Annotated in this window: 10 protein-coding genes; all 10 read left to right on the top strand. The window is 44.7% G+C overall.

Translation table 11 applies throughout. The annotated features are described in order from the left end of the window. Positions 1 to 6: 6 nt before the first annotated feature. The 10 genes from CWC18_RS00945 to CWC18_RS00990 all read left to right on the top strand — a co-directional run bounded on the left by CWC18_RS00945 (position 7) and on the right by CWC18_RS00990 (position 16,765). Positions 7 to 1,011: a phage tail protein gene (locus CWC18_RS00945; RefSeq protein WP_138674505.1), complete on the top strand. Its 1,005-nt coding sequence runs from the start codon at positions 7 to 9 to the stop codon at positions 1,009 to 1,011. 683 nt (positions 1,012 to 1,694) lie between these two features. Next, on the top strand, positions 1,695 to 5,057 hold the full coding sequence (locus CWC18_RS00950; protein ID WP_138674506.1) for a hypothetical protein: 3,363 nt from the start codon (positions 1,695 to 1,697) through the stop codon (positions 5,055 to 5,057). Positions 5,058 to 5,673: 616 nt separating this feature from the next. After that, complete coding sequence (locus CWC18_RS00955) at positions 5,674 to 6,222, top strand: phage tail-collar fiber domain-containing protein (protein ID WP_138674507.1); 549 nt, start codon at positions 5,674 to 5,676, stop codon at positions 6,220 to 6,222. Positions 6,223 to 6,557: 335 nt separating this feature from the next. Beyond that, positions 6,558 to 9,917: a hypothetical protein gene (locus CWC18_RS00960; RefSeq protein ID WP_138674508.1), complete on the top strand. Its 3,360-nt coding sequence runs from the start codon at positions 6,558 to 6,560 to the stop codon at positions 9,915 to 9,917. A gap of 179 nt (positions 9,918 to 10,096) precedes the next feature. Next, positions 10,097 to 11,065, top strand: coding sequence for a DUF4376 domain-containing protein (locus CWC18_RS00965; protein ID WP_171041002.1), 969 nt, complete (start codon positions 10,097 to 10,099; stop codon positions 11,063 to 11,065). Positions 11,066 to 11,321: 256 nt separating this feature from the next. After that, positions 11,322 to 11,804 (top strand): hypothetical protein, encoded by a 483-nt coding sequence (locus tag CWC18_RS00970; RefSeq protein ID WP_138592414.1) that lies wholly within the window; start codon positions 11,322 to 11,324, stop codon positions 11,802 to 11,804. Between the two features lie 9 nt (positions 11,805 to 11,813). Continuing rightward, positions 11,814 to 13,847 carry a DUF4815 domain-containing protein gene (locus tag CWC18_RS00975; RefSeq protein ID WP_138674509.1) on the top strand — a complete coding sequence of 678 codons (2,034 nt, stop codon included), beginning with the start codon at positions 11,814 to 11,816 and terminating at the stop codon, positions 13,845 to 13,847. Continuing rightward, positions 13,844 to 15,049 carry a hypothetical protein gene (locus CWC18_RS00980; protein WP_138592416.1) on the top strand — a complete coding sequence of 402 codons (1,206 nt, stop codon included), beginning with the start codon at positions 13,844 to 13,846 and terminating at the stop codon, positions 15,047 to 15,049. Before CWC18_RS00975 ends, CWC18_RS00980 begins: the two co-directional genes overlap by 4 nt. Positions 15,050 to 15,058: 9 nt before the next feature. Then, entirely contained in the window at positions 15,059 to 15,376 is a 318-nt protein-coding gene (locus tag CWC18_RS00985) for a hypothetical protein (protein ID WP_138592417.1), read from the top strand. Positions 15,377 to 15,385: 9 nt separating this feature from the next. Further along, entirely contained in the window at positions 15,386 to 16,765 is a 1,380-nt protein-coding gene (locus CWC18_RS00990; RefSeq protein WP_138674510.1) for a hypothetical protein, read from the top strand. Positions 16,766 to 16,769 lie beyond the last annotated feature (4 nt).

Below are 16,769 nucleotides of genomic sequence, written 5' to 3' on the forward strand. Positions count from 1 at the left end.
GGACTTATGCAAGTGACGCCCATGATGCCAACAGCCGCACCACCCACCGACGACGAACGACCCAAACAACAGCTTTTACCCCCTAATCACAGTCAATTACAGCAACAAGCGTTACTCAGCCAGCAACATGCGCCGTATGACGACGCCATTGCGCAATTAAACAGCTTAAAAGCCGACCCAAACGACGCGTTATTAATGTGGCTGGTGTGGGAATATGGCCTAGAGGCATTATTACCCTATAGCCCTAATTTACGACAAACGTTACAAGACGGGCTGGCATGGCAGCGCATTCGCGGGACCCCTAAAAGTTTAGAAATGGCATTGGGTTGGCTTGATTTACCCAATGTGACAATTGAAAACACCGACTCTGGTCGGCATCATTACACCTACCAGCTCGACTTAGGGGAGTTGCCAAAAGGCCGAACCAGTAATGTGACTAAATTGGCGCAACTTTCCGCCCCGGTGAGTGCCAAACTGACGCGCTTATACAACGGGTATGATGTGCGCAACCAAACGCTATCGGGGCAAAGAGCGGGGTTTGGGCATATATTGTCAGATCATTCTGGGGTGCTGGTTAAAGAGCATGGCAAAGTGCTCTGCAAAGCCAGCTTTGCCAGTTATAACCGCCAGTTAATTGATGCCTCAGCGCAGCAATTACATTTTGGCCACCAGCGCACACGAGTAAAAACCAGCGACCAATTAGATACCGTACAACCGTGGCGATATTATTTAAGTGGCCGTGTACCGTCTCGCTTGCCTAACCACATTGTGCGTTACCGTACTTATAGCCAACAAAAGGTACTAGCTCAGCGCCATTGGGTTGGCACCTGGCAAGGCGGTTGGTTTGGCGATTCAAGAGGCCAAGTGAATGGCAACCAAGGCCAGCTTTGTAAAGCGGCCATTGCTCACAGCCAAATACGAAAAGTACGCCCCTTGTATTTTGCTGGCGCAAATACCGGCCGTATGAATTTTGGCAGCCTAAACATGACCTCAAAAGTACCTACCTCATAAACCGTAGGCGCGACTTTACGTCGCACTTGTTGGTGTTTAACACCGCACCGGATGGCGCAGCGCATTTGAATAATACTAGGTATAAAGCCAAATTGATGCGAGGTATAAAACCTAAATAATGCGAGGCATGAAGCCTCGCCTACGGGCGGCGGTGTTGCCATAAAAATAGCGGTTATGTAATTAAACGAAGGCGCGACTTTACGTCGCGCTTGTTGGAATTTAACACCGCAGCGGATGGCACCATGCGTTAAATAATACGAGATATAAAACCTAAATAATGCGAGGCATGAAGCCTTGCCTACGGGCGGCGGTGTTGCCATAAAAATAGCGGTTAGGTGATTAAACGTAGGCGCGACTTTATGTCACGCTTGTTGGAATTTAACACCACACCGGATGGCACCATGCATTAAATAATACGAGATATAAAACCTAAATAATGCGAGGCATGAAGCCTCGCCTACGGGCGGCGGTGTTGCCATAAAAATAGCGGTTAGGTGATTAAACGTAGGCGCGACTTTATGTCGCGCTTATTGGTATTTAACACCGAACCGGATGGCACCACGCATTAAATAATACGAGGTATAAAATCTAAATAATGCGAGGCATAAAACCTCGCCTACGACGACATTTCTTATTTTACCTTCCCACAGCGGATCAGATTTACCTTCTTTAAGGACCCACCAATGACCATTGAAGCCGGATTAACACAGCTACAAGTAGACGTAGCAGAGCTAGCAGATGAAAGCCAAAGGTTAGCTAAAAGTGTAACCAGTAGCTTAGCCGAAATTGACGCGGTAAAAGGCGACATTCAAAACACCCATAATTTTGTAGACAGTAACTACCAAGCCATGAACGATTGGCAAACCAAACACGGCACCGTGACGTTTAAAAACCTACAAGGCCAAAATAAACAGGTTAATACGCTATCAAAACTGATTTTAGACAGTGAAAAAATCAACCCCAACCCCCATGTGATGAGTAAAGCCCAATTTGACGCGTTGCGCGAGCTGCGCAAACAGCAATATGCGGGCAGTGGGTTTGTTGAGTGGGGGAAGCATTGGGCAGGTAGTGGAGCAGACGGTACAGTAAATGAAGGTCTTTGGCCGTATTTTAAAGAAATGCGCTGGGGTCGTCGTAATAATGTGTCTGATGCAGGAACATCACATTCTGGATTTCCTATCGCTGTCATAGATGGTGTATCACATCATATTAAAGGCACTGCTCTCAACGCGACTGAAGCTGCTAATAATATACAAATACAATTCCCCCCCGCTCCAGACGGTACTAAAACTTACGACTCTGCTACAGGTGTTGTAACCGAGCATGCAAGTGTTGCTGAGGCTTTTGAAGGGTTGGTTACTAATGGAGACTTTAGGAATGGTTCTACAGGATGGACCGCATACAGGTCAACACCGTCTGTCGTTGATGGTATCGCGACCGTAACTTGTTCTGTATCAGGTGATGGTAATATATCACAAACACTTACCGTCACTGCTGGGGTCGAATATGAAATTCGGGTGGTCGCTAGACAGGGTGATCATAATGGTACAGTGGCAAATATATCTTTCTGGAATGCCACAGATGGACATATGGACCGTAAAAATATAGAAAGTACGGAGTTTAAAGAGTATATATTGCGCGGCACACCAACAATGGATAGTGCAGTCGTATTATATACAGGCACCGGATTGGGATCACAAACCATCATAAGCTCTGTATCTGCTAGGCCAGTAACAGAATCAGTTATCACCTCTCGTAAAGACTTAGTATTCCTTGAGACTTGGCATGAGAAAATCTCTGATAAAGATTTATTCGTACCTTTAGGTAATGTGCAATATGGTGCAACGTCATTTGGCAAGGGTATGGCGCTGAATAAACTTACTGGTTATGGTATTGCACAAGGATATTGTGCATTTGGTGAGTGGGATACCATCACGCAAGGGTATGGTCGTAGATGGTCAGATATGTCTGAGGCACGTAAAAAAGAGGTAATAGATAACCCTGAAAACAACATCTATTACGATTCAGAAGCTGATGAATTAATTCAGGTAAGGTATCGGGTGAGGGTTGTTGAGGGTCTAGGGGATGATTGGCAAGAGTATAGACCTACTGAAAACAACAAATATGGACTTTGTTATAGTTACAACAATTGCTGGATAAACTCACAGAACGCCAGTGAGGTTTCATTGGATTTCACACGAGAGTTTGTAAATAACGTTTATTGGAGTCCAGCAGGTTTTAATGGGAAACACCTAACAACGAATGGTGAGGTAAGTGCATTTGAAGCCAGACACACAGTAAACGGCCACGGAGCATTCGCAGTTCCTATAGCCCTTGTGCAACGCATGAACCAAGGTGCTTACCATCCGACTTATAATCCGATGGGTTGTAATACATTTGCCATTTCAGGAGGTGGTCACTATTCTTGGTTCGGTACTTTCAATAGTGGACTAGGTGATCCCTTTGACTTGGTTAATAGTACTTCACAGTGTTTTATCAAGTACAGTGATAAAGTAGGTGCAAGTAGCGAGGCTCTTGGAAAGGTCGGGACAAACTCAGGCCGCTCCGACCAATACAAATACTATGATGCTATCTACGCAGGACAGGTAGAAGATTTACGCCTCAATGCCAATAAGCTTGATGTGAATCAGTTACGTGAAGAGAGCATGCGTAAGGCGGTTGCTGGTGAAATGAGGGGAAAGGGAAAGGTGCCGTTTACTTTTGTAATGCCTTTAAAACAGTCGACCACTGGACTTGTAAATCAAGGTTGGGTTTGCTTTATTGGTCCTGATTCTCCAATCAATTTCTACACACACCCAGTAACAAAGAGTATACCAAGAACTGCAGGAGTACCCAATACTTCTGGACTCTCAATAGTTGGAAGTTTCAAGGTAGGTGGGACGGTCTATACATTTGATGAGGTTCGGCTTCACACTACTGGACACCAGTATATATATTTCAAACTAACAGCAGGTACATTAGTCAGCACATCGAAAAAGACCAAGGTTATCTTTTCATTACAGGACAGTTACAAATCCACTTCAGAATTCGAATCACTCCCTTGGGTAGATATTATCGGAGACCCTGAACGAATTGCCGCCACATTCCCTGGTGGGGTTGTTGGGCAGTGGGTTCCTCAGGTTCCTGTAGATAGTGTAAGTCAGCAATTTCCACTTAATCGTAAGAATATGCAGGGCGATTACACAAGAACTTATACATTTGATGACGGTGCGTCATGGACAAGTAACACACATACAATACAAGAAACAATTAACCGTACAGATGCTACATTCCCAGATTCTCGCTATGTTTCGTTGCTTCACTATGAATCTCCTTCAAACTTCACGGAGCCTTCAAACAACTCTGTCGTCGTCGGTGGTGTAGGTGATGTATGGGCAGGCAATGATGCAAGGGTTGAGTTTGGAAATAGACTACAAGGCTCTGTAAGTGATGAAATGGGAACGACCGTAGCTTATACTTCCAATAGGTATGCACCAGTTGATGGCCATACGGTATGGTCTAATGGTTCGGTGTTGATGCCCGATGAATACCCTTCGCATACTTGTTTACCTAGTTTGGGTGGCGTTGATGGAAATATGGGCGTTAAAGCACTTTCAACCGTCACTGAAAAAGACGGGCTACTGTATTTACAGCTACACGGCGCTGAACTCAAACATCAGCCGTTGGGTGCAATGCATACGATAAATGCGGGCGTTGCGTTTGATCATACAAAGGGTGAGTTAGCCATATTGCAGGGGTTTGATAGTGCTAACTTTAATGTGCCTGTTATCTTCTTAAATGATAAAGCAATGACGTTGAGTAAAACCTCCTTTAATGGTGCCACAATTAGAAGTGATGGCACTATTGTTTGGCAAAGTGGTTTGGTAGACAAAAACTTACGTGTCGTGACATCAAGTACGGTATGGGGCGACGATCAAGTCATTCCTATCGTTAATGGTGAAAATGTTAAAACTGACCTCAACGGTAATACGGTCAAGGTGTTTTGCCATCATACCCAAATACCACTGGGTATTGCCAGTAACTAAGCTGCTCGTATAAAACAAGCAAGCTTATACGTACTAGGCTGAGGGGATAGCTCCTCAGCCTAGGGCAACTTATAAAATGGCTGGCTTCATAAAGGCTGCTCACGCAAGAGCTAGTGGCATAAAGGACGTTACATAAAAAAACTGACATAAAAAGCCCCTGTATCACGCTTTAAGTGACTTTTAATAAGCGGTGTTTACCAAGTCGCTTTAAACCAGTAACTGTAAACCAGTACCGGGTAACTCATATAAAGTGATTTATTGGGTTGTACAGTGGGTTTTTTCTAAGTGTTTGAGAGCCAATGTGTATTATTGAAATTTCTCACATGTGAGACGTAAAATGGCGAGGGCAAAGTTGCCCGTTATTCTGCTAAAGATGGGGGTATAGTAGCGGTATTGTGAGCACAGGCTTAGTTGTGACTGTATTTATTAAAATACCAGTTTGCTGAGGGCTAACGCAAAGTTAGCTATGCGCTTGCAAGCAATCAACTTACTTTATTCTGTATTTAATCACCCTAACAACCTATATCACTCAGCACGCGGTTGCGCGCTGGGCAAAGTGCTGTGTGGTTGGCGCGATAAAATACAGTGTATTCACCCCTTTTTTATGGAGAAAGCCATGACTACACCTGCAACTTATTCGGCGGTAGTTTGGACTAAACAAGGGCTAGCTAAACTTTTATCTGCGTCACAGCAGGGGTTGGACTTACCAATCACTCATGTGTCGGCGGGCAGTGAAGCGTATACGCCCAGTGATACCCAAACGTCATTACGTCAACAACAACAAATCGTGCCCATTGGTGGTGCTGAAGAACTCAACAATAATCAATTGCGTTTTAGCGCTTTATTTGATGGCGAGCTAACGTACGATGTAAAAGAAATCGGCATTTGGTCTGAACAGACCTTAGTGGCGGTGTACAGTATTCCAAATCAACAACTTAATCATAAAGCCGCCAATGCGGCGTGGGTAGAAATGTTTACCCTCGATGTGTCGGCGCTGCCCACACAAAATATTCATTTTGAAGTAGGGGTAAACAGCGCCAATATTTTTATGGCAGAAGAACTCGCAAATTTGACTCATGCACAGTTATTACAAGGTAAAAACCTCATACAGCAAGCACATAGCAATATGCTGATTGAAGACCGCTTACGCAAAGCGGGGTTTTAAAGGTATACCACGCGCGTATTTAAACAGCGCACTTTTAGTAATAACGCACATCCACTCATATTTAATGCAAATTGAGTGATCAAAAACACCGCTGTGGCACGCATCGTATTTATTTAACGTAAAGCGGGCAGAAAAAAAGCACCGTTAATCAGGCAGTGCCATAGCGATGAGTCATACCTATTAGCCTAGTATGTAGCCAAGTATGTAGCCATTTATTTAGGTATTTACTTAGGCGTTTATTTAGGCAAATAGGTACCTTTTAATTCACGGTTTTTAGCAGCATTGCATTGTCATTAAGCTCGCAGAATTAAAAGGAATTTAATCGAGGAACTTGTATGACCTTAGAAAAAACACTCTCAAATGTTGCACTAGAAGCAGCAAAACACGCCGACTTAGCAAACCAATTAATAGAGGGCGTAAAAGACGGCATAGACACCATTGAAGTGGTGTCGCAAAACCACAGTATAATGGACGACTGGCGCACCAAAACCGGTAAAGTGGCATTTAAAGACTTAGCCGGTAACACCCATCAGGTAGACACGCTGGCAACCATCATCGCCGATGCTGAAAAAATTAACCCCAACCCCCATGTGATGACCAAAGCACAGTTTGATGCCTTGCGAGACATAAGAAAAAAACAGTATGCAGGCAGTGGCTTTGTGGAGTGGGGGAAGTGTTATCAACCCGAAGGTCGTTGGAGCCCTAAATGGATCAATAATGGCTTGTATCAATCAGCGCTGTCTACGGGGTATACTAATGAGTTGCTAATGGGTTCACAAGGCACAAGCCCTCAAGGAGTGTCAAACACCGATTATCCAGAAAGTGTGATTGATGGTGTAACGCATAAATTAAGCCTAATTAACTCAAGTAATTTGGACTTAATGAACCGAATTAAGTTTCCTGCCGCCCCAGACGGCACTAAAACCTACGATTCAGCGACAGGTGTTGTAACCGAACATGCAAGTGCAGCTGAGGCTTTTGGTATGCTAGCTAAAGATGCGGCCCTTCATGTATCTGACCGATTAACTGGCCATTCCTATGTAAACGGGGCCACATCTTTTCATTTGGTCGACAATACAAGTAACGATAGTGGGTATATCGACATTAGGCTAGATTTAACTGTCGGTGTTACGTATGAAATTTCTATAGTCAGCGACAATCCGATAACCAGTGGTGCATACCAATCTCGCATCAGAGATGCTTCCGATGGCACGAATATAGCAAGTTTTTCAAATGAAAATGCGGCAGGAACGCATACTGCTAGGTTCATCGCACCAGCTGCTGGTCATTCGATATTATTGTACACGCATGATACCACGACAAATTATAGTGCATTCTCTATTAGGCCAGTAACAGAACAAGTCATCACTTCCCGTAAAGACCTCGTATTTCTTGAATCATGGCATGAAAGAATTGCTGATAAAGATGTGGTTTACCCCCTCGGTAATGTGCAATACGGTGCTAACTCTTACGACGGTATCGGATTGTTAAATAACTTGGTGGCACAAGGGTACAGCGCATTTGGCGAGTGGGATGCCAATACTAAAGGCTATGGTGCTAAATGGTCTAGTATGTCAGAAGTAAATCGCACTAAGTTATTGGCGAACCCAGCGCACAATATTTATTATGACCCAGAGGCCAAAGCTTACATTCAAGTACGCTATAGAATACGCGTTGTTGAGGGTCTTGGGGATGATTGGGGGAATATTAAGTCTATTAATGACGATTTAAGGTATGGACCAGGTGTAACAGCCATGGTTAAGCCTCATGGAATGTTAACTTCATTGGCCCAAGATATTTCGACTGATTCCGGTGGTGATGGCTATGGCATTTATACATGGTCAGATAGAGATTGGGGTGGTCATACACGAAGAGGTAAAGATCCCTCCACGTTCAATGCAAGTAACTCTGATGGTAAATTCGGCTACAGAAATAAGTGTTTCGCAATGCCTATTGCCCTAGTGCAACGTATGAACCAAGGTGCCTACCACCCCAGTTATAACCCGATGGGGTGTAGTACATTTATATCCAGTGGTGGTGATGCTACTGTTCATTGGTATGATGAGAAGTTGAATGAACCCAGTAGAACATCAGACTGCTTTAATGTTGCTACTGGAGTATACCCTTTTACCCGCGGAGTGGCATACGGAGATTCCAATAGGGACTTTTCTGGTAAATTAAAACAGGCTCATGTTAATGGTTCAGTTATCACTGGCCGATCTGATCAGTATAAATTTTACGACGCTATCTACGCCGGACAGGTAGAAGATTTACGCCTCAATGCCAATAAGCTTGATGTGAATCAATTACGTGAAGAGAGTATGCGTAAGGCGGTTGCTGGTGAGATGCGAGGTAAAGGAAAGGTGCCGTTTACGTCACCACCAACTCTGGGTTCTGCTAACGGCCAGACTGATGGATGGGGTTTGTACTTTCATGACGCACTTCCTGCTAGTAATTTCTTCGCTATTGTTTATGGGGTGAGTGGTTATTCAGAAAGTAGTTTTGATATTGGTGCTTCTGTTTCAGTAGTAGCAAATGATGGGCAGATACTAACTGGAGTGGTTTTTAATATAACTTCGACTAAGGTTGAATGTAGATTGAAACCCGATTGGACGTTTTCTCATAGGGTTTATACGACCAGCGATATAACTGGTTGGTACATAATACCCTCTTACTTCCTATCCCCTGAATTCGACTCACTCCCTTGGGTAGACATAATCGGAGACCCTGAACGGATTGCAGTCACGTTCCCTGATGGGGTTGTTGGGCAGTGGATACCTCAGTTCCCTGGGTCAGTCCAAACATGGAATTTAAATAGGAAACTTAATGGTAGTAGATTCCAAAAGATACTTTGGACCACGAATGATGGAAGTACATGGGATCCTGATGACACAGCGGCAGGATGGAGTTTCAGCTCAGTAACGAATAACGTTAGTATAGGGACAAGCTCTCGAATTGTATCTCTATTAGTATACGAAACCTCATCAAACTTCACAGAACCTTCAACTAATTCTGTCGTACTTGGCGATGTTGGCAAGGTTCACACGAGCGCGGATAACTTTGTAAGCCAAAGTAACCGATTGACGCCAAGCTTAATTGGGAAAATAGGCAAAGATAATCAAGATGGAAATCAACTGCGAAGTAATAGTGTCACGAATGCGCCGTTGACTTCATACAGTAAGCTTTGGCATTCGAACAAGGTGACACACAATCCAATTACGCTACGTAAGCCGGTTAACGATTCTCCAGCTGTCAAAGCTTTACCAACCGTCACTGAAAAAGGTGGCCTATTATACCTGCAATTTCATGGTGCTGAGTTGAAATACGATACGCCGACGATTGTGCAAATCACCTTAAATAACTCAGAAATAAAAGCGACGAAAGGCACGATTTACCGAGTCGCTTCAGATGTTAACTCTCCATTAGCTGGTGGTGTTTGGTATTGTAATACCAACACAAGCGCAGCGTTTGACGATATTACGTGGTCAAAAAATAGTGATGGAAATATAGGTGCAGGAGGTTCAGTGTCAGACCCCAATATCTATTTTATACCGCATTATGTGGCTGGTTGGGGCGACGACCAAACCATTCCTATCGTCAACGGTGAAGATGTTAAAACTGACCTAAACGGCAACACGGTGAAGGTATTTTGCCACCATACGCAAATACCGATTGGCATTGCGCACCACGGGTAATGCATTTTTAGAGTTATCACTTTTACTTATCAACTTTTAAATCTCTTACCTTTTTAGTTATGACCTTTTTAGGCATGACTCAGTAATTTATCACCTGTTAAGTCACTCACTTTGCAGTTATCTCTTTTTAATAGGGGCACTGGCGCACAGCTATGGGCGTTAGTGCCATAAGGAAAATCATGGAACAGAATGATCAAAATTCGGCGAATGTAGCCGATACGGGCGCTTTGACGCCGGAACAAACGCAAGATACACAGCCAGAAAATGCACAATCAGAAAATACGGAATCAGACAGTACAGGAACAGCCGCGACGGACACCCCAGCACCATCTCACACTGTAGAGACGCCAGAAACACAAGATGCGACGCAACCAACCTCTGAGCAACAAGGCGATGAAAGCGAATTGACTTCGGATGAAGCACAGATCACACCAATCAGTTATGAAGAGGTGCTAACTAAAATGGCATTGCGCCATCCGCAATCAGAGATTGACGCAGCACTAGCGCAAGCGATTGCATTTGAACAAGCTCAGCATGTTGAAGCATACCAGCAATGGGAGCTGGAAGTTGTTATAGCGCAAGCCAAGCGGGATGAAGCACTTGCACATAATGCGACGGTAACAGCGGCTGAGAATAGGGCTGAAAACTCGGCGGAAAACCCGGCTGTAAATGAGGAGGCAGAAACTGCTTTGGTCGACGTGCCTGAGCTGCCACGGCAGCCAAAAATCGACATGGCACTGCGCCGTAGTTGTTATCGCACTGAGTATGTTGAGGTTGATTTAGAACTAACAACACAAACACAGGCGCAGCGTAAAGAGTATGACGATGCGGCACATATTTTACGTATTTACCCTGCAACTGAGGCACACAGTGCAGAATATATTGCGCAAGTTCAGCGCACACGATTTAAAGCCAGTCGAGCACGTAAAATGGCGCAGCAAACAGTTATTGTAGAAGGCATGGAATTTGATGCCGACGAGCTAAGCCAGCAACGCATGGCACGGGCGTTATTACTGATGAATGAGACGCAAACCACCATGTGGGTGTTGGCCAATAATGAGGTGGTGCAAGTGAGTAAAAAGCAGTTGTTCGAGGCTTGTAAACAAGCGGGTGAGCAGCAATCGGCGCTGTGGGTGCCTGCAATCTAGCTTGTTGTGTGTTAGTTATCTGTATTTGGGTCATCAGTACTTTAGGCATCAATATTTCAGGTATAAGTATGTTAGCGATGAGAGCTGTAGGTAATAAAGCAACCACATGATGTGACTAACACAGTTAAAAGCCTCGCCATATCTGGCGGGGCTTTTTGGGTTTTAGGAGCTGGACAAGTTGTTTTACGCATTGTAATAAATGGGTAAAACCCCTGTCAGCCCCAATACAAATTGATGAAAATAATAGGAGGTCATAGTGGCCATATTAACGCGAGTGGGCCGAATCGAATTGGCTAAAGCCGTTAAAGCACAAAGTATATATTTAGCATGGGGCAGTGGTCAGCCACAATGGGATACGACCCCTGTGACCGAACAAAGCGGCAGCACCCAGTTAACGCAGGCCTTGGGGTATCGTAAAGCGCGCCGGGTTTTATACTGCGAGCCAGACACCAGCGGTGAAATACACGTGCCAGAAGGAACATTCAAAGCCAGTACGCAAGCCACACCGCACATTTATTGTGAGTTTAATTATGATTTTACCGACGGCCTTGAACAGACCATTCGTGAACTTGGGCTAATGGTGGGCACGCAACCGCATAGCAGTGAACCTGCGGGTCGGTTTTATCATGCCCCCAGCGGCATTGCTGATCCAGGTGTATTGATGTTACTTGAGCATCGCCCTGCGATGTATCGCGACCAAGGGGTACGAGAAACCTTTGAATTTGTTCTCAGTTTTTAAGGTTCGGCTATGACAGAGTATATAAACAACGCCTTAGGTGACGAATATTACCAAAGCTATGACAAAGATAAGCAATATCAGCAATTGTTGTTTAGGGCCGGAAAAGGGCTACAAAGCCGTGAGCTAAACGACTTACAGTTACAGGTTAGCCAGCAAGTAAAAGGGCTGGGTGATGTACTGCTAAAAAATGGCAGTGTGGTATCGGGTGGTGCCATAGCGGTCGATGCCAGCAAAAAAAGGGTGCAGTTAGGCGATGCACAAGTTTATTTAAATGGCGCGGTACAGACTATTGCGGCGGCGCAGTTGCCTATATCGCTCAGCGGTAAAGTGAGCGTGGGGGTGTGGTTAACGCACACGGTGGTTACTGAACTTACCGACCCTGACATGCTAGACCCAGCAGGTAAAGACTCGCCCGTTATTGCCCAAAACTTTAATGAGCCGGGTGCAGCACGATTAAAAGTGACGGGGCATTGGGGCAAAAGTGATACGCCCAGTGATCTTAATGACGCCGAACAAAGTGAGTTTTATGCGGTCTATCACATCGATGATGGTCATGTATTACAAAATAGTGGTACGTCTAAGCAAGATCCAGTGACCTTGGCATTGGCCCGTTACGATCGAGAGTCGAACGGCGGCAGTTATGTGATTGAAGGGTTGGCATTGCGCTACTTAAACACACACTCTGTTGGTGAGGTTGCCAAGCAGTACTTTAGTGTGCAAGAGGGGAAAGCGCACATTAATGGTTATGAAGTAGCGTTTGATACGGCAGTGTCGGCTGCGTTTGATATTGTGCCACAAGAGCGTGAAATATCGAATGAGCCAACCAACTTTGTGCCCAACGAACAAGGAAAAATGGACATTGCGTTCGACTTTTTCCCTGTTAAGCGCGTTGAACAGGTTGTTGTTACTGCGAAAAAAACCGTGCAGATGACGCGGGGAAGTGAGCAAGGTGGTAAAGACCTATTACCCGATCTAAGTGTAAAACGCATAGTGACGGTCACTCAAGGCGACACAGTATATAGTCAAGGCATTAGTTTTACCTTTACGGGCAATGATATTTCATGGCAATTAGGGGGCGAAGAGCCCGTTGTTGGCAGCACGTATTTTATAGAATACGAGTACAATGTTGATATACCTCATTCGGCATTGGTAAACAGCGAAACGCACTACACGGTAACGCAACAGTTGCCAGATGGCGGCCAAGTGATCCCCGCTACAGAAATACGGGTAGATTATACCTACTTCATGCCTCGTATAGACTTAATTGTGATCAACGCACGCGGTGAAGTGACATGTATTCAAGGTGCTTCAGCCATACGCAACCCCGTTAAACCACAAGTGCCAGAGCAGCATTTGCCTTTGGCATTTGTACACCAAAGATGGGGAAATACCGTACCGCGTATTGAGCTTGCCGCAATTCAAGCGGTAAATATGGCCGATATGCATTATATGCAATCACAGATCAGCGATTTATACCATTTGCTGGCAATTGAGCGTTTACGCAACGACACCAACATTCAAGATGCCACCAGTAAATACGGCGTGTTTGTAGACCCGTTCTTAGATGACGACTTACGAGATGCCGGGCGTGCACAAAGCGCAGCGATCATTGATGGTGAGCTGCTGTTACCTATTGATGTGGAGGTTGATGTACTTAATCAAACCAGTGAGGCCACGTTATTACCTTATGAACTTGAAGATATCTTAGTACAAACCAGCCAAACGGGCAGTATGAAAGTGAACCCGTATCAAGCGTTTGAACCAGTACCAGCAAGGGTAACACTTACCCCAAGTGTTGATCATTGGACCCAAACACAACAAGTGTGGTCGAGCCCAATTACGCGTCGCTTTACCCAAGGAGGCGGGCGCATTCAACGTATTACCAGCCGTGTGACCGTTGAACGGGTGGGCACGCAAGTTCAGCAAGTTGAGTTTTTACGCCCTCGCTCGGTGGCATTTACTCTCAAAGGCTTTGGCCCAAATGAAAAATTAGAGTCAGTCACATTTGATGGCGTTACGGTGACTGCGGAGGCAACATCATGATAAAAGCCAATCAGCAAGGAGAAGTTACAGGGCGTTTTACCATTCCAAGTAACATTCCGGCAGGTAGAAAGCGGGTAGAGTTTACAGGCGCGGGTAAATCAAACGGCAGTGCGGTTTATACCGGCAGTGGCACCATTCGTGTTGAGACCATGCGCCAAGTAAATACCTTAATTACTCAGCGTTACGACCCACTCGCACAAACTTTTACCCTTGAGCAAAACCGCTTTATTGCGGCGGTGGACTTATGGTTTAAAGCCAAGGGCCCAGAGGCGGTACAAGTACAAATTCGCGAGGTGGTGCAAGGTGTGCCAACGCAAAATGTGCTTGCGCAAACCAGCGTAGACAGTGCTGACATTCACTTAGGTGAGCAATTTACGCGCTTTAGTTTTACGCCAGTGTACTTATTAGCCGGTCAAGAATACGCCATTGTGGTATTAACCGATGGAGCTGAGCACGAAGTGGCCATCTCAGAGCTGGGCCAATTCGACGCGCAAACAGGCTGGGTGACCAGTCAGCCTTATCAGGTAGGGGTATTACTGTCGTCGAGTAATGCCAGTACTTGGACGCCGCATCAAACGCGCGATTTAACCTTTAGGTTAAAAGCCGCCAAGTTTACTAACACAACGCAAACCCTAGATTTGGGGAGCGTGAGCGCTGAGCAAATTACCGATGTAATGGCGTTGGCTGTTGTGCAGCGGCCCAGTGCCAATACCGATGTTGAATTTACCATTAGCAGTAATGACAGTGCGTTTAGCACACAAACCTTGCAAGAATGGCAGCCAGCACAATTACCCGCGGCCTTTACGGGGCAATTAAGCGTTAAAGCCCATTTGCGCGGTAGCCAAACATTGAGCCCCATATTGTTTGCCGATAGCCAATGCGCCAAAGGCGTTGTTACCCCCTCAGCCGATTATATTTCCCGAGCGATTAATTGCCGTCGAGGCGGGCAGTTTACTGTGAGCTTTGAAGCGAATTTACCGACCAATGCCACCGTGAACGTGTTTGTTGAAAAGCAAACAGAGAGTGGTCTGAGCTGGGCTAAGTTAGAGGTCGATGCGGTACAAGAATTGGCAGACAGTTGGCAGCAAATAGATTGCCGGTTAACGAATATCGAGCAAGACAGTATACGTGTAAAACTGGTACTCACTGGCACCGCGTCAAGCAGGCCAAGAGTGCGTAATTTGAGGGCGTTTTCAACCTAAGGAGGGTCTATGACTGTAGACAATAAAACCCCACATCAACAATACCCACTGCCACACCCAACCAATCAACTTGACCAAGATGTGTTAAGACTCGCCGAAGCGCTAAAAGCCGTTGATAGCAATGTATATGCGCTACTACAAGCCGATAAAAGTGCCAACGAAGCCAGAGAAACACTTAAAAAAGCACTAGAGGAAAACGATGAAACCCTCGACGAGAAGCTAACCACTCTTGAAGACAAGCACGAAGCCCAGGTTGAAGCATCCACAAAACAAGCACGTAAACACAAGCTCAACCAATTGTTGGGCGAATCAATTTTTCCACTATAAGAGGATATTATGGCAACAATACAAAATGCCGTACAGGCCATGGTTGATAAACTGGTGACTGATATGAAAGGCAGTACACCGTTATCAGCAGAAGACCAAGCGCTCGTCAGTAATGCAATAACCAAGTTAGCAGACAACGACCGATTAGAAAAAGCCATTATTGCGGTGGCAGAAGAACACTTAGATGTTGCTACCGGTGAGCTAACGAACGCGAGTACAGTGGTACAAGAATTAAAAACACAGTTAGCGGCACAAGTCACTAATTTAGCCTTACTCCCTACGTTAGAAACAACGTTTAATACCATGTCAGATGCACTTGTCTCAAAAGTCGCAGAAGCAATCAGTGATTTACCCGCAAAATTAGTAGACCCGACATATCGATTAGCAGAGCCCGAGTTTAAATTAGACTTTTACGACAATACGACTTCTTTATTACAAAGCGGTGGCCAAACATTTGGTGCATATAACACCATTAGTTTAGTGAATTATGATGCAAATACATTTTGTGTTTATTTTGATGGGGGCAATAAAACCAGCGCTACCAATAAAGCGACGCTCATGACATTGAATGCGCAAGGTGAGGTATCGCAATCATCGAGAGCAACGCAGTTATTAACCTCTAATGGACAAGATAAATTAGGGTTGTGTGTATTACCGTCGCAAGAAACGACGTTATTTACCTATATTACGGCATCAAAGCAATTGACGGTATATAAAAGCGGTAGTTTTACAACTGAAGCGACTCAAGACACTGAGTACTTTAAAATATATCAAGATAAAGTCACCAAATGCCTATATACCGTTGATGCCAAAATTTTAAATGAATTTGATGGTCAGGTATGGGTACAAAAACGTGACCAAGTATTTAATAGCGAGAGTGAGTTTGATGCTTGGGCTGCAAGTCAAGCATTACTGCCTCTACATGAAAAGGTTTTAATCCCATACTCGAGCCATATTGACATAGACAGTCGTTCTGGTTACTCATCAGGGCTTTCATATTTAGATATTACCAGACCAAGTTTTAAAACTGAGTTAGCAATTAAAAATGGATCTTTTATTGATATACCTGTTGTTGGGAACCAAAAAATTACGCGTTATAGTCAAGAGGAGTTAGTGCATACTTCAAATTCGTATCAGTTTACTCGGAGCTTTAAAGGTAAAGTATTACTGCCAAATATTCATAAGCCAATCAAGGCAAGCTTGGAATCGGTCGTGCCGGGTAATAACCATTATCATAATAGTGAGCATTATCACTCGCATCGTGCTCCTCAGTTAATTGCTTTTTCCCCTATTCACAGGGCGCTCATTGTCTATCAATATTTTCGATTTTATAACAGCAGCAATAGTTCTGATTCTGGAAAAACACTTTGTCGCGTCTACTTTGATTAAGGAA

The organism is Pseudoalteromonas aurantia, from assembly GCF_005886875.1.
In the GTDB taxonomy this organism is placed as follows: Bacteria; Pseudomonadota; Gammaproteobacteria; order Enterobacterales; family Alteromonadaceae; genus Pseudoalteromonas; species Pseudoalteromonas aurantia_A.

Coding starts and splice junctions, on each gene's coding strand:
- CWC18_RS00945 (WP_138674505.1), top strand. CDS start 7: ATGCAAGTGACGCCCATGATGCCAACAGCCGCACCACCCACCGACGAC.
- CWC18_RS00950 (WP_138674506.1), top strand. CDS start 1,695: ATGACCATTGAAGCCGGATTAACACAGCTACAAGTAGACGTAGCAGAG.
- CWC18_RS00955 (WP_138674507.1), top strand. CDS start 5,674: ATGACTACACCTGCAACTTATTCGGCGGTAGTTTGGACTAAACAAGGG.
- CWC18_RS00960 (WP_138674508.1), top strand. CDS start 6,558: ATGACCTTAGAAAAAACACTCTCAAATGTTGCACTAGAAGCAGCAAAA.
- CWC18_RS00965 (WP_171041002.1), top strand. CDS start 10,097: ATGGAACAGAATGATCAAAATTCGGCGAATGTAGCCGATACGGGCGCT.
- CWC18_RS00975 (WP_138674509.1), top strand. CDS start 11,814: ATGACAGAGTATATAAACAACGCCTTAGGTGACGAATATTACCAAAGC.
- CWC18_RS00980 (WP_138592416.1), top strand. CDS start 13,844: ATGATAAAAGCCAATCAGCAAGGAGAAGTTACAGGGCGTTTTACCATT.
- CWC18_RS00985 (WP_138592417.1), top strand. CDS start 15,059: ATGACTGTAGACAATAAAACCCCACATCAACAATACCCACTGCCACAC.
- CWC18_RS00990 (WP_138674510.1), top strand. CDS start 15,386: ATGGCAACAATACAAAATGCCGTACAGGCCATGGTTGATAAACTGGTG.